Source organism: Phaeobacter piscinae (assembly GCF_002407245.1).
GTDB lineage: Bacteria > Pseudomonadota > Alphaproteobacteria > Rhodobacterales > Rhodobacteraceae > Phaeobacter > Phaeobacter piscinae.
Genome location: NZ_CP010681.1, coordinates 1,785,063 through 1,797,844, shown reverse-complemented (window position 1 = coordinate 1,797,844; position 12,782 = coordinate 1,785,063). Strand labels below are relative to the sequence as shown.

Below are 12,782 nucleotides of genomic sequence, written 5' to 3'. Positions count from 1 at the left end.
TTCAATCAAAGGAGTGGCCCATGGTCTTTGACCTCCTGCGGCGCAAACAACAGCCCGTCGAAACCAAGACAAGCGCCGCCGCCCGTGTGGTGGCCTGGCATGGCAGCAACGGTGGCACAGGCTGGAGCCCGCGCGACAGCAGCTCACTGACCCGCAGCGGCTTTGCCGGCAATCCCGTGGGCTACCGCGCGGTCAAGATGATCATTGAGGCCGCCGCCACGCTGCCGCTGGTGTTGCAGGATGGCACACAGCGCTACGACAGCCACCCGCTGCTGGCGCTGCTGGCCCGGCCCAATGCCGCCCAGGGCCGGGCCGAGCTGCTGGAAGCGCTGTTTGGTCATCTCCTGCTCTCCGGCAACGCTTATATCGAGGCGGTCTGCGACCCGGATGCGGGCGCCGCGCTCCCGGTTGAATTGCACGTGCTGCGCCCTGACCGGATGACTGTGGTGCCCGGCAGCGATGGCTGGCCTGTGGCCTATGATTACAGCGTGTCGGGGCGCAAACATCGTTTTGATGTGACCCTGGCCTGCGCGCCGATCTGCCATCTACGTAGTTTCCATCCGCAGGATGACCACTACGGGTTGTCCCCGATGCAGGCCGCGGCCATGGCGGTGGATGTTCACACCTCCGCTTCGCGCTGGTCGAAGGCGCTTTTGGACAATGCGGCCCGCCCCTCGGGCGCGCTGGTCTGGACCGGTAGCGATGGTCAGGGGCTAATGGCGGAGGATCAGTTTCGCCGCCTAAGTGACGAAATTGAAATGAATTTTCAGGGCGCACGCAACGCCGGTCGTCCGATGGTGCTGGAAGGCGGGCTGGATTGGAAACCGATGGGCTTCTCGCCGTCGGATATGGAATTTCACCAGACCAAGGACGCCGCCGCCCGCGAAATTGCGCTTGCACTTGGGGTGCCACCGATGCTGCTGGGACTGCCCGGCGATGCCACCTACGCCAATTACCAAGAGGCCAATCGCGCCTTCTATCGTCTCACCGTCCTGCCGCTTGTGACCCGCGTGACGGCAAGCCTGTCGGACTGGCTGTCGCGCTATCAAGGCACTGCGGTCACCCTGAAGCCCGACCTTGATCAGGTGTCTGCATTGGCCTCCGAACGCGAGGCGCAGTGGCGCCGTGTGGCCAGCGCCGATTTCCTGACCGTGGCAGAGAAACGCCGCCTCCTGGGCCTGCCGCCACAAGAGGAAGGGGACCGCGATGACTGAGATCCCGATCCCGCCGTTTGAATGCTCTCCGGGGCTGCGGCTCTCCGCCCATGAACGCATCGCTGAGATTCAACAAGAGGCGATGAACCGTCGGCTCGACCGGCTGGAGATGATGATGGAACGGATGGAAAAACGGCTCTGGCTCACTGTCTACGGTGTTGCTGCGGTCATTCTAGCACAGGCGTTCCAGTCCTTTTTGGTGGTTCAATAATGTATATGAATTCAATGAGATGTAAGGGGAATATGATGCGACATGATGAGCATCTGGAACATAAATTCGCGCGTTTCGGTGAGGATCTGACCATCGGGGATGAGGCCGACGACATGGTCGTGATCAGCGGCTACGCCAGCCTGTTCGGCTGCGTCGATGGCGGCGGTGATTTGGTGCAACCCGGCGCCTATCAGGCATCACTCGACCGTCTCTCCAAGGCCGGGATTGCGGTGAAAATGCTCTGGCAGCACGACCCCGCGCAGCCGATCGGCGTCTGGGACGCGGTCCGCGAGGATGCCCGTGGCCTATATGTCAAAGGCCGTATCCTGACCCGCACCCAGAAGGGGGCGGAGGCGGCAGCTCTGATTGGTGCCGGCGCCCTGGATGGCCTCTCCATCGGCTATCGCACCCGCCGCGCCACCGCGCGCCAAGGCGGCGGTCGCTGCCTGGCGGAACTCGACCTCTGGGAGGTGTCGCTGGTGACCTTCCCGATGCTGCCCACCGCCCGCGTAACCGCCACCGCACAGCCCGTGACAGCCGCCAAATCGACATCGGCCGAGCCGGATCTGAGCGATCCCGGCGAGACACCGCAGATCTGGCGCGAGGTGATCGAGATGCTGCGCAGCGGCGCCAGTCTCGCGCCCCTCGGCTGAGCACAGCGCCGTTTCCCGTCTTCTCCAACCGACCCAAAGGACAGACAGATGAGCCACACCCAAACCCACAACGACCCAATGGCCCACCCCGATGCGGCCCCGCAGGAGGTCAAACAGGCCGTCGCCGACTTCGTGCATAATTTCAATGGCTTCAAAGACGACATTACCCTGAAACTGAAACAGACAGAAGAGCGTATGACCATGCTGGATCGCAAATCTCACTTTGCCAATCGCCCCCCGCTTGCCGCCGCTGATGTGGGCGCGGCCCCCCATCAAAAGGCGCTGGATGCCTATCTTCGCTCCGGCGATGACGCCGCCCTGCGCGGTCTTGATCTGGATGCCAAGGCGATGAACACCACTGTCAATGGCGATGGCGGCTACCTGGTCGACCCGCAGACCGCCGAAAGCGTGAAATCGGTGCTCTCCAGCACTGCCTCCCTCCGCGCAGTGGCGTCGGTGGTGACGGTGGAGGCCACTTCTTATGATGTGCTTATTGACCATGGCGATGTGGGACATGGGTGGGCCAATGAGACCGGCACTGTGACCGAAACATCCACCCCGGTGATCGATCGGATCACCATCCCGCTGCATGAACTCAGCGCGCTGCCCAAGGCTTCGCAGCGGCTGCTGGATGACAGTGCCTTTGACATTGAGGGCTGGCTGGCAGGGCGCATCGCGGATAAATTCTCCCGTGCAGAGGCCGCCGCCTTCATCATGGGGGACGGCAATGACAAGCCCACCGGCATCCTCTACCACCCGGTGGTGGCCAATGACAGCTGGAGCTGGGGCAACCTTGGCTATGTGACCACCGGTGTTGAGGGCGATATCGGCGATGGCGATGCGATCATCGATCTGGTCTATTCGCTTGGCGCGCAGTATCGCGCCAACGCCAGCTTCCTGATGAATTCCAAAACCGCAGGCCTGCTGCGCAAACTGAAGGACGCCGATGGCCGCTTCCTGTGGTCCGATGGTCTGGCGGCAGCGGAACCGGCGCGGCTGATGGGCTATCCCGTTGTCATCGCTGAGGATATGCCCGACGCCGATGTGAACGGCTATGCCGTGGCCTTTGGTGATTTTGTGGCCGGCTACACCATCGCCGAACGCCCGGACCTTCGGGTGCTACGCGATCCCTTCAGCGCCAAACCGCATGTGCTGTTCTATGCCACCAAACGTGTGGGCGGCGATGTCAGCGATTTTGCTGCCATCAAACTGCTGAAATTCGGTCTGAGCTGACGCTTGGACCGATGGCGGGACCGGTTCTCCGATTCCGCCTGCGGATGCGCGCCCCGGCCACTGTCGTCCAGCTGCTCCCCTTCCGTCCCACGGCAGCAGCCCGGCGCGCATCCGTACCCCGATCCGGCTCGCCAGACGCAGACCGACCCGAGCAGCCCCTGAAAGAACAGCCGTTGGAGTGAAATGATGATGTTGAGTGAAGTGACACCGGTGCCAGAGGCAGCCCTGCCGCAAGAGGCGTTCAAGGCGCATCTGCGTCTGGGCACCGGATTTGATGAGGCGGGTTTGCAAGAGGCCGTTTTGATCAGCTTCCTGCGGGCGGCCATCGCTGCGATTGAGGCGCGCACCGGTAAGGTTTTGCTGGCGCGGGATTTTCAGCTGACCCTTTCGACCTGGCGCGACCCACAGATGCAGGCCCTGCCGCTGGCACCGGTGCAGATGATTCAATCGGTCACGCTGGTGGATGGGGCGGGCAGTGAACAGCTGCTGGCGCCTGAGCGCTACCGGCTGGAACCCGACAGCCAGCAGCCTCGGCTGCGACCTGTAGGGGGAACATTGCCGGTGATTGCCAGCGGCGGCGCAGTGCGGATGGCGATCCGCGCAGGCATGGCCAACAGCTGGGCGGCGCTGCCCGGTGATCTGGCGCAGGCGGTGTTGATGCTGGCGGCGCATTACTATGAGTTTCGCGATGATACGCGGTTGCAGGGCGGTTGCATGCCTTTTGGGGTGACCAGCCTGATCGAACGCTACCGCGCGCTACGTGTGAGCCTGGGGGTGGGGGCCGCTGGGGACCGTGGCTTTGGCCGTAATCTCGGACCGGGGGCGGACGCATGAGCCGCCGCACCACCGCGCGCCGCGCATCCGCCGCCACACCACGTCTCAACCGCTGCCTGGCGCTGGAAGATCCGCGCCGCACCTCGGATGGCGCTGGAGGGTTTCTTGAGGCATGGCAATTGCTTGGCCACCATTGGTGCGAGATGCGCGCGCTCACCGGGCGCAGCACCGACCAATCCGGCATCAGCCTGTCGCTGCAACGCTATCGCATCACCTTGCGTGCCCATCCGCCCGGCAGCCCGGCACGCCCCCGACCAGATCAGCGGCTGCGCGATGGCGCCCGGATTTTCCGCATTGATGCGGTGGCCGAAGGCGATCCTGATGGCCGCTTCCTGACCTGTTTTGCGACCGAGGAGACAAGCGCATGACTTATGCCCTGGCCCTGCCATTGCAGGAGGCGCTGTTTCAGCATCTGAGCACCGACCCCAATCTGACCGCAGCGCTGAATGGCGCGATTTATGACGCACTGCCTGCGGGCACGTTGCCGCAGACCTATGTGACCCTCGGCCCGGAGGAGGCGCGCGACCGCTCTGATCGCAGCGGTGCCGGCGCCCATCACCGGGTGGAGATCACCGTGCATACCGACACTGCCGGCTTTGCCGGGGCCAAGGCGATTGCCGCCCAGATTTGCGACAGCCTGATGGCAGTTGCGCCGGTGCTGGCCCTGTCTCGTGGGCGGCTGGTGGGGCTGTGGTTTGAGCGCGCAAATGCCAGCCGCAACACCTCCGGTGGCCGTCAGATCCGACTGCGCTTTGCCGCGCGGCTGGAGGATATCTGACCGCTCAAAACGACGACAATATAAATAAATCAGATAATTGCGCAGTACAGCTGATGTTATTTTGCGCCGTGCTGCCCGTCTTTTTTACCACAGGAGATCACCACGATGAGTGTCCAAAACGGCAAGGATCTATTGGTCAAGGTCGATATGACCGGCGACGGTCAGTTCGAAACCATCGCGGGGCTGCGCGCCACGCGTATCAGCTTCAACGCTGAAAGCGTCGATGTCACCAGTCTGGAAAGCCAGGGAGGCTGGCGCGAGCTGTTGTCCGGCGCCGGGGTGCGTTCGGCGAATATCTCCGGCTCTGGTATTTTTCGCGACGCTGGAACGGATGAGCGAGCGCGGCAGCTGTTCTTTGACGGGCTGACCCCGGCGTTTCAGGTGATCATCCCCGATTTTGGCATTGTCGAAGGCGCGTTTCAGGTGACCGCCTTGGAATATGCTGGCAGCCACAATGGCGAGGCAACGTATGAGCTGTCGCTGGCCAGCGCCGGGGCGCTGGTCTTCACGGCCATTTAAGGGAGGCGGTGCGGATGGATCCCCATGTGCAAACCGGCTCTGGTGCCAATCCCCACACAGGCGAGGTGGCGCTGGGGATCAACGGCCAGATGCTGCCGCTGAAACTGACCCTTGGCGCACTCGCCGCTTTGGAGTGTGAGTTGCGGACGGGGTCGCTGATTGACCTCGTGACCCGGTTTGAGGGCGGCGGCTTCTCCGCGGCCGATGTGCTGGCGCTGCTGGCGGCAGGGTTGCGTGGCGGCGGTCACTCCCTCGGCGCTGCCGAGCTGGCCGCTGCCGATATTGACGGCGGCCCGATGCAGGCGGCGCGGGTCGCAGCACAGCTCCTGGCGCGCAGTTTTGCGCTGCCGGGAGAGGTGGGCACACAGGTGCCCGGACAGGTGCCGGGATTGGTGACCCCATGACGCCCCAGCAGCGCGCCACAGATGGACAAGGCACCGGGCTTGATTGGCCGGCGCTGATCCGGGCGGGGCTGGTTGGGCTGCGCCTCACGCCGGATCAGTTCTGGCGCCTCACCCCGGCAGAGCTGCGGTTGATGTTGGGACAGGACACGGGCGCGGTGCCACTGGGCCGGGCAGGTCTGGATCAACTGATGCAGGCCTTTCCCGACCCCGCAGCGCCGACACCCAAAGAAACAGGAGCAGTAAGCGATGACTGACACAGGACTGAATGCGCTGGACCAGCAGAGCGAGGCGCTGAGCGACAGCCTCGGCGATGCGGCAGGTATGGCGGCCACGTTCGACGCCGAGCTGCGCCGGGTGCGCGCCGCCTTCGCCGCCACCGGCAAGGATGCTGAAACACTGGAACGGGGCATGTCCAAGGGGCTGCGCCGGGCCTTTGACGGTGTTGTCTTTGACGGCATGAAACTCTCCGATGCGCTGGATACCATGGCGCAGTCGATGATCCAGACCACCTATTCGGCGGCCATCAAACCCGTGACCAGCCATGTGGGCGGGTTGCTGTCGGAGGGGGTGGGCAAGCTGATGAGCGGCATCCTCCCTTTTGCCGATGGGGCGGCGTTTTCGCAGGGCCGGGTGATGCCCTTTGCCAAAGGCGGTGTTGTGACCGGGCCAGTGAGTTTTCCGATGCGCGGCGCAACCGGCCTGATGGGAGAAGCCGGCCCGGAGGCGATCCTGCCGCTGACACGCGGTGCTGATGGGGCGCTGGGGGTGCGCAGCCAGGGCGGCGGGGGCCCCTCGGTGGTGATGAATATCCAGACCCCCGATGTGCAGGGGTTTCAACGCAGCCAAGGCCAGATTGCGGCCCAGCTGAGCCGCGCCCTGACGCGTGGCAACCGCAACCGCTGAGCCGGAGGACAGCAGATGAATTTTCACGAGGTCAGATTTCCCGCATCGCTCAGCTTTGGCTCCATTGGCGGGCCGGAGCGGCGCACCGATGTGGTGACGCTCGCCAATGGGCATGAGGAGCGCAACACCCCCTGGGCTCATTCGCGCCGCCGCTATGACGCGGGGCTGGGTCTTCGGGGGCTGGAGGATATCGAGGCGCTGATCGCCTTTTTCGAGGCGCGGCAGGGCCAGATGTATGGCTTCCGCTGGAAGGATTGGTCGGATTTCAAATCCGCCCGTGCCACGCAGGAGGTGGCCTTTGACGATCAGGTGATTGGCATGGGTGACGGGGAACAGCGGGTGTTTCAGCTGACCAAGACCTATCGCTCCGGCAGCTATGCCTATCAGCGCCCGATTGCGAAACCGGTGGTGGGCAGCGTGCGCATCGGGATTGAGCAAGACGCCTTGCAGGAGACGGTGGATTACACGCTCGACAGCACCCTTGGCACCATCACGCTGGCACATCCGCCGGAGGCCGGTCTGGCAGTAAAGGCAGGGTTTGAATTTGATGTGCCGGTGCGCTTTGACACCGACCGCATTCAGACCAGCGTGGCGTCTTTTCAGGCGGGCGACGTGCCCAATGTGCCAGTGGTGGAGGTGCGGGTCTGATGGCGGGGGTGAGGGAGGCGTTTCAAACTCATGTAGCAGGCGGCCTGACCACATTGTGTCGCTGTTGGCTGGTCACCCGCAATGATGGCGCCCGGTTCGGCTTTACCGACCATGACCGCGATCTGCGGTTCGAGAGTGCCGCCGAGGGTGAGGCCGGTCTCCTGTTTCGCGCAGGCACTGGCCTGACCGCGCGCAGCCTGCAACAGGCCACCGGGCTGGCGGTGGACAATACCGAGGCGCTTGGCGCGCTGAGCGATGCCGCCATCCGCGAGGAGGAGATTGAGGCCGGGCGGTTTGATGGTGCTGAGGTGCGCTGCTGGCTGGTCAACTGGGCTGATGTGTCGGTCCGCTGGTTGCAGTTTCGCGGCAGTTTCGGCCAGATCCGCCGCGCTGGCGGCGCCTTTGAGGCGGAGCTGCGCGGCCTCACCGAGGCGCTCAACCAGCCGATGGGGCGGATCTATCAGAAACCTTGCACGGCGGTGCTGGGTGATCGGGCCTGTCGCTTTGACATGACCACGCCGGGTTACACGCTGGAGCTGGCCGCCGAAGAGATCCGCGAGGGGCAGTATTTCAGCTTTGCCGCGTTGCCGGGGTTTGAGCCGAACTGGTTCACGTCTGGCCGCCTCACGGTGATGAGTGGGGCCGCCAAGGGGCTGTGGGGCTGGATCAAACAGGACCGCCAGCAGACCGGGCGGCTGGGACAGGACGCAAACGCGCCGGATCCAGGTGTTGAACATCGCCAGCTGATCCTGTGGGAGCCATTGCGCGCGACGGTTCAGCCCGGTGATCTGCTGCATCTGGCCGCAGGCTGTGACAAGCGGCTGAAGACCTGTCGGTTGAAGTTCAACAATGGCGTCAACTTTCAAGGTTTCCCGGATATTCCCGGCGAAGATTGGGTGATGAGCGTGCCGCGCCAGAGCGGCACCAACACCGGCGGCAGCCGCAGATGAGTGGCGCGACGGGGGTATCCCGCACCGCATTGGTCGCGGCAGCACGGGGCTGGCTGGGCACGCCCTATGTGCATCAGGCGGCCACGCGCGGTGCCGGTTGTGATTGCCTTGGCCTGATCCGGGGACTCTGGCGCGAGATCTACGGCCAGGAGCCGGAGGCGGTGCCCGGCTACACGATGGACTGGTCCGAACCGCAAGGCGAGGAAGCGCTGTGGCAGGCCGCGCTGCGCCATCTCACGCCCAGACCCCTTACCGAGGCGCGCGCTGGTGATGTGATCCTGTTCCGGATGCGGCGCGGCGCGGTGGCCAAACATATTGCGCTGCAAACTGAAACCGGCGCCATGCCGCGATTTATCCATGCCTTCAGCGGCCACGGGGTGGTTGAAAACACCCTGAGCCACCCGTGGCACCGGCGGATCGTGGCGCGGTTTTCCTTTCCTGATGTTGATGCTGATGAGGTGACGTGATGGCGACCATTCTTCTTTCTGCGGCGGGGGCGGCACTTGGCGGCTCGGTTGGGGGGGCTGTGGCGGGCCTGTCGTCAGTTGCGATTGGCCGCGCGCTTGGCGCCACGGTTGGACGCGCGATTGACAGCCGCCTGCTGGGTGCGGGCAGTGAGCCGGTGGAGACCGGCCGGGTGGAACGTTTTCGCCTGACCCATGCCAGTGACGGCCAGCCGATTGCGCAGGTTTATGGCCGGATGCGGGTGGGTGGTCAGGTGATCTGGGCGTCTGAGTTCCGCGAAACCTCCAACACCAGTGGCGGCGGCGGCAAGGGCGGCGGTGCGCGCCAGCCCAAGGTGACCCGCTACAGCTATGATGTCTCGCTGGCGGTGGCGGTCTGCGCCGGGGAGGTGGCCTCCATCGGGCGGGTCTGGGCCGATGGGGAGGAGGTGGCGCCCAAGGATCTCAATATGACCTTCTATCGCGGCACCATGGACCAGCTGCCCGACCCGGTGATGGAGGCGGTGGAGGGCGCAGGCGCGGTGCCCGCCTATCGTGGCACCGCCTATGTGGTGATGGAAGGTCTCGCGCTGGAACGCTTTGGCAACCGGGTGCCGCAATTCTCGTTCGAGGTGCTGCGTGCCGAGCAACCCAGCTCAAACAGCTATGATCTGGATCTGCCGCAGCTCGTTCAGGGCGTGGCGCTGATGCCGGGAACTGGGGAGTATGCGCTGGCCACGACGCCGGTGCATTATGATCATGGGCCGGGACAGGCAAAACCGGCCAATTCGCACAGCCCCTCGGGGGAGACGGATCTGGTGACCTCGCTCACCACATTGGGAGAGGAGCTGCCCGCCTGCGGCGCGGCCTCGCTGATTGTGTCGTGGTTCGGCGATGATCTGCGCTGCGGGGACTGTACCATCAAACCGAAGGTGGAGCGTCAGCATATCGAGGGGGCGAATATGCCCTGGTCCGTCGCGGGTCTGACCCGCACGGAGGCAGAGCTGATCGCGCGGCAGGAGGACCGGCCGATCTATGGCGGCACCCCGACCGACGCCTCGGTGATTGAGGCCATTCTCGCACTGCAGGAACAGGGCAAGCGGGTGATGTTCTACCCGTTTATTCTGATGGATCAGATGGCGGGCAATGATCTGCCCGATCCCTGGAGCGGCGAAGTAGGGCAAGCGCATCTGCCGTGGCGCGGGCGGATCACCCTGTCGCGGGCACCGGGACAGCCGGGCAGCCCGGATGGGACCTCGACTGCGCGGGCTGAGGTGCAGCAGTTCTTTGGCACTGTGACGGCGGCGGATTTCACCGTGGCGGACGGTGCTGTCAGCTACAGTGGCCCGGCAGAGGACTGGGGGCTGCGGCGGTTTATCCTGCATAATGCCGCGCTTTGTGCGGCGGCGGGCGGGGTTGAGGCGTTTTGCATCAGCTCTGAGATGCGCGGGCTGACCCAGATCCGCGATGAGGCGGGCTTTCCCGCTGTGGCAGAACTGCGGGCGCTGACGCAGGAGGTGCGCCAGATCCTTGGGCCGGACACCAAGATCGGCTATGCCGCCGACTGGTCGGAATACTGGGGCTACCAGAGCCCGGAGGGGGACCGCTATTTCCACCTTGATCCGTTGTGGGCAGATGAGGAGATCGACTTCATCGGCATCGACAACTACATGCCGCTGTCCGACTGGCGCGAGGGGGAGGACCATCTGGACGCCAAGGCAGGCACGCCCAATATCTATGACCTCAGCTATCTGCGCGCCAATATCGAGGGCGGTGAGGGCTATGACTGGTATTACCACTCGCCCGAGGCGGAGGCCGCCCAGATCCGCACCCCAATCACCGATGGGGCTTATGAGGAGCCGTGGATCTGGCGCTACAAGGATCTGCGCAGCTGGTGGTCGAAGCCGCATCATGACCGGATCAACGGCGAACGGGCCGCGCTGCCCACCGCATGGGAGCCTGAGAGCAAGCCGATCTGGTTCACTGAACTGGGCTGTGCGGCCATCGACAAGGGGACCAATCAGCCCAACAAGTTTCTGGATCCCAAAAGCTCGGAATCAAAACTGCCGAAATTCTCCGACGGGCAGCGTGATGACATGATGCAGCTGGCCTATCTGCGTGCCCTTCTGGGCTATTGGGGGGAGGCGGGGAATAACCCGGTCTCAGAGGTCTATGGCGGGCCGATGCTGGATATGTCCAACGCCTATGTCTGGGCCTGGGATGCGCGCCCCTTTCCGACCTTTCCCAATGCGGTGGAGGTCTGGAGCGACGGTGAGAACTACCTGCGGGGCCATTGGCTGAACGGACGGGTGGGGCAACGCACGCTGGCCTCGGTGCTGGAGGAGATCTGTACCGCCTCTGGGGTTGCGGCGATTGATGTGAGCGACCTGCCCGCACTGGTGCGGGGCTATGCGATCAGCGACGTCGGGGAGGCCCGCGCCGCCCTGCAGCCGTTGCTGCTGCGCCACGGGGTGGATGCGATAGAACGCGACGGGGTGCTGCGCTTCCGCCTGCGCAACGGGCGGCAGGATGCCACGCTGGATCTGGCGCAACTGGTTGAGGGGCAGGAGTTGGACGGGGTCATCGAACGGACCCGCGCACCAGAGGCAGAGCTGGCTGGCCGTATGCGCCTGCGCTTCGTCGAATGGGGCGGGCGCCATGATTTGCGCGGCGAGGAGGCGATCCTGCCCGATGAGGCCACCCATGCCGTCAGCGACAATGAGTTGCCGATGGCACTGACCCGCGCCGAAGGGCGTCAGGTGGTGGACCGCTGGCTGAGCGAGGCGCGGATGGCCCGCGATACCCTGCGGCTGGAACTGCCACCCTCCGCCATGGCGCTGGGCGCGGGGGATGTGATCCGCCTGCCGCTTGCGGGGGCGGTGGCCGAACCGGGTTCCGACAGCGGTGCGCAGGCGCGCTACCGTATTGACCGGGTCGAACAGGGCGCGGCGCAGCTGATCGAGGCGGTGCGGATCGAGCCGGAGAACTACCACCCCGCGCCGGTGCCGGAGGAATTGCCCGGTGTCACCGCCTTTGCAGCGCCAGTGCCGGTGCTGCCGCTGTTCATGGATCTGCCGCTGATCCGCGGCGATGAGGTGCCGCATGCGCCGCATCTGGCCGTCACGGCGGACCCCTGGCCGGGGAGTGTTGCCCTATATGGCGCACAGAGCGATGCGGATTACCTGCTGGAGGAGGTATTGGCTGCGGCCTCTACCATCGCCATCACCAACACCGCGCTGCCTGCGGGCGCGCTGGGCCGTTGGGAGCGGGGCGGGGATCTGGAGGTGGATATGATCTCCGGTCAATTTCAGAGCCGGGACCGGGCAGCGGTACTGAATGGCGCCAATCTGGTGGCGATTGGCGATGGCACCCCCGGCAATTGGGAGCTGATGCAATTTGCCAAGGCTGAGCTGATTGCGCCGGGGCGCTATCTGCTGCGCGATCGGCTGCGCGGACAGCAGGGCAGCGATGCACGGATGCCGGTGTCTTGGCCCAAGGGGTCCTATGTCGTGGCGCTGGATGGCACCCCGCAACAGATCGAATTGGCTGCCAATCAGCGGGGCCTCAGCCGTCATTACCGCATCGGCACCGCGCGGCGCCCATATGATGATCCGAGCTATGTGCATCTGGAGGCGGCCTTTGCAGGCGAAGGCCTGCGACCCTATGCGCCGGTGCATCTGCACCAGAAAGGCGTGCTGGGCAGCGGGCCGGTTGGGCTGGACTGGATCCGCCGCAGCCGCATCGACGGCGACCGCTGGAATCTGGCGGAGATTCCGCTGGGCGAGGATCTGGAGCGCTACCGGCTGCGGGTGCTGCGCGGCAGTGAAGTGCTGCGCGAGGAGCTGCTGGACAGCCCCGGCTGGAGTTATGCGTCATCAGCCCAGACTGTGGATACAGTGGCACCGGGCGACCGGATCGAGGTGGCGCAGATCTCGGCTCGCTACGGGGCGGGCGCGGCCACGGCCCTGCGGCTGGTCTGAGGCGGGGCAGGG

15 protein-coding genes are annotated in these 12,782 nt (G+C 64.8%); all 15 read left to right on the top strand.

Going from position 1 to position 12,782, the window contains the following annotated elements:
* Positions 1-20 precede the first annotated feature (20 nt).
* Positions 21-1,214 carry a phage portal protein gene (locus tag phaeop14_RS08340; protein WP_096789262.1) on the top strand — a complete coding sequence of 398 codons (1,194 nt, stop codon included), beginning with the start codon at positions 21-23 and terminating at the stop codon, positions 1,212-1,214.
* On the top strand, positions 1,207-1,425 hold the full coding sequence (locus tag phaeop14_RS08335) for a GTA head formation protein, RCAP_rcc01685 family (RefSeq protein WP_040169410.1): 219 nt from the start codon (positions 1,207-1,209) through the stop codon (positions 1,423-1,425). The genes phaeop14_RS08340 and phaeop14_RS08335 overlap by 8 nt, the downstream gene beginning before the upstream one ends.
* A gap of 35 nt (positions 1,426-1,460) precedes the next feature.
* On the top strand, positions 1,461-2,078 hold the full coding sequence (locus tag phaeop14_RS08330) for an HK97 family phage prohead protease (protein WP_096790261.1): 618 nt from the start codon (positions 1,461-1,463) through the stop codon (positions 2,076-2,078).
* Positions 2,079-2,126: 48 nt separating this feature from the next.
* Entirely contained in the window at positions 2,127-3,311 is a 1,185-nt protein-coding gene (locus phaeop14_RS08325; protein WP_096789261.1) for a phage major capsid protein, read from the top strand.
* 186 nt (positions 3,312-3,497) lie between these two features.
* Entirely contained in the window at positions 3,498-4,145 is a 648-nt protein-coding gene (locus phaeop14_RS08320; RefSeq protein ID WP_165587435.1) for a head-tail connector protein, read from the top strand.
* Positions 4,142-4,513, top strand: coding sequence for a head-tail adaptor protein (locus phaeop14_RS08315; RefSeq protein ID WP_096789260.1), 372 nt, complete (start codon positions 4,142-4,144; stop codon positions 4,511-4,513). Before phaeop14_RS08320 ends, phaeop14_RS08315 begins: the two co-directional genes overlap by 4 nt.
* Entirely contained in the window at positions 4,510-4,923 is a 414-nt protein-coding gene (locus phaeop14_RS08310; RefSeq protein WP_040169404.1) for a DUF3168 domain-containing protein, read from the top strand. Before phaeop14_RS08315 ends, phaeop14_RS08310 begins: the two co-directional genes overlap by 4 nt.
* Positions 4,924-5,028: 105 nt before the next feature.
* On the top strand, positions 5,029-5,442 hold the full coding sequence (locus tag phaeop14_RS08305; protein ID WP_014874865.1) for a phage major tail protein, TP901-1 family: 414 nt from the start codon (positions 5,029-5,031) through the stop codon (positions 5,440-5,442).
* Between the two features lie 14 nt (positions 5,443-5,456).
* Complete coding sequence (locus tag phaeop14_RS08300; RefSeq protein WP_096789259.1) at positions 5,457-5,846, top strand: gene transfer agent family protein; 390 nt, start codon at positions 5,457-5,459, stop codon at positions 5,844-5,846.
* On the top strand, positions 5,843-6,100 hold the full coding sequence (locus phaeop14_RS08295) for a rcc01693 family protein (RefSeq protein ID WP_040169395.1): 258 nt from the start codon (positions 5,843-5,845) through the stop codon (positions 6,098-6,100). The genes phaeop14_RS08300 and phaeop14_RS08295 overlap by 4 nt, the downstream gene beginning before the upstream one ends.
* Positions 6,093-6,749 carry a phage tail tape measure protein gene (locus phaeop14_RS08290; RefSeq protein ID WP_040169393.1) on the top strand — a complete coding sequence of 219 codons (657 nt, stop codon included), beginning with the start codon at positions 6,093-6,095 and terminating at the stop codon, positions 6,747-6,749. The genes phaeop14_RS08295 and phaeop14_RS08290 overlap by 8 nt, the downstream gene beginning before the upstream one ends.
* A 15-nt stretch (positions 6,750-6,764) precedes the next feature.
* The gene (locus phaeop14_RS08285; RefSeq protein WP_096789258.1) at positions 6,765-7,397 is read left to right on the top strand and encodes a DUF2460 domain-containing protein; all 633 of its coding nucleotides are present in this window, start codon (positions 6,765-6,767) and stop codon (positions 7,395-7,397) included.
* Positions 7,397-8,347 (top strand): DUF2163 domain-containing protein, encoded by a 951-nt coding sequence (locus phaeop14_RS08280; protein ID WP_096789257.1) that lies wholly within the window; start codon positions 7,397-7,399, stop codon positions 8,345-8,347. The genes phaeop14_RS08285 and phaeop14_RS08280 overlap by 1 nt, the downstream gene beginning before the upstream one ends.
* The gene (locus phaeop14_RS08275; RefSeq protein ID WP_096789256.1) at positions 8,344-8,814 is read left to right on the top strand and encodes an NlpC/P60 family protein; all 471 of its coding nucleotides are present in this window, start codon (positions 8,344-8,346) and stop codon (positions 8,812-8,814) included. Before phaeop14_RS08280 ends, phaeop14_RS08275 begins: the two co-directional genes overlap by 4 nt.
* Complete coding sequence (locus phaeop14_RS08270) at positions 8,814-12,770, top strand: baseplate multidomain protein megatron (protein WP_096789255.1); 3,957 nt, start codon at positions 8,814-8,816, stop codon at positions 12,768-12,770. The genes phaeop14_RS08275 and phaeop14_RS08270 overlap by 1 nt, the downstream gene beginning before the upstream one ends.
* Positions 12,771-12,782 lie beyond the last annotated feature (12 nt).

Coding starts and splice junctions, on each gene's coding strand:
- phaeop14_RS08340 (WP_096789262.1), top strand. CDS start 21: ATGGTCTTTGACCTCCTGCGGCGCAAACAACAGCCCGTCGAAACCAAG.
- phaeop14_RS08335 (WP_040169410.1), top strand. CDS start 1,207: ATGACTGAGATCCCGATCCCGCCGTTTGAATGCTCTCCGGGGCTGCGG.
- phaeop14_RS08330 (WP_096790261.1), top strand. CDS start 1,461: ATGCGACATGATGAGCATCTGGAACATAAATTCGCGCGTTTCGGTGAG.
- phaeop14_RS08325 (WP_096789261.1), top strand. CDS start 2,127: ATGAGCCACACCCAAACCCACAACGACCCAATGGCCCACCCCGATGCG.
- phaeop14_RS08320 (WP_165587435.1), top strand. CDS start 3,498: ATGATGTTGAGTGAAGTGACACCGGTGCCAGAGGCAGCCCTGCCGCAA.
- phaeop14_RS08315 (WP_096789260.1), top strand. CDS start 4,142: ATGAGCCGCCGCACCACCGCGCGCCGCGCATCCGCCGCCACACCACGT.
- phaeop14_RS08310 (WP_040169404.1), top strand. CDS start 4,510: ATGACTTATGCCCTGGCCCTGCCATTGCAGGAGGCGCTGTTTCAGCAT.
- phaeop14_RS08305 (WP_014874865.1), top strand. CDS start 5,029: ATGAGTGTCCAAAACGGCAAGGATCTATTGGTCAAGGTCGATATGACC.
- phaeop14_RS08300 (WP_096789259.1), top strand. CDS start 5,457: ATGGATCCCCATGTGCAAACCGGCTCTGGTGCCAATCCCCACACAGGC.
- phaeop14_RS08295 (WP_040169395.1), top strand. CDS start 5,843: ATGACGCCCCAGCAGCGCGCCACAGATGGACAAGGCACCGGGCTTGAT.
- phaeop14_RS08290 (WP_040169393.1), top strand. CDS start 6,093: ATGACTGACACAGGACTGAATGCGCTGGACCAGCAGAGCGAGGCGCTG.
- phaeop14_RS08285 (WP_096789258.1), top strand. CDS start 6,765: ATGAATTTTCACGAGGTCAGATTTCCCGCATCGCTCAGCTTTGGCTCC.
- phaeop14_RS08280 (WP_096789257.1), top strand. CDS start 7,397: ATGGCGGGGGTGAGGGAGGCGTTTCAAACTCATGTAGCAGGCGGCCTG.
- phaeop14_RS08275 (WP_096789256.1), top strand. CDS start 8,344: ATGAGTGGCGCGACGGGGGTATCCCGCACCGCATTGGTCGCGGCAGCA.
- phaeop14_RS08270 (WP_096789255.1), top strand. CDS start 8,814: ATGGCGACCATTCTTCTTTCTGCGGCGGGGGCGGCACTTGGCGGCTCG.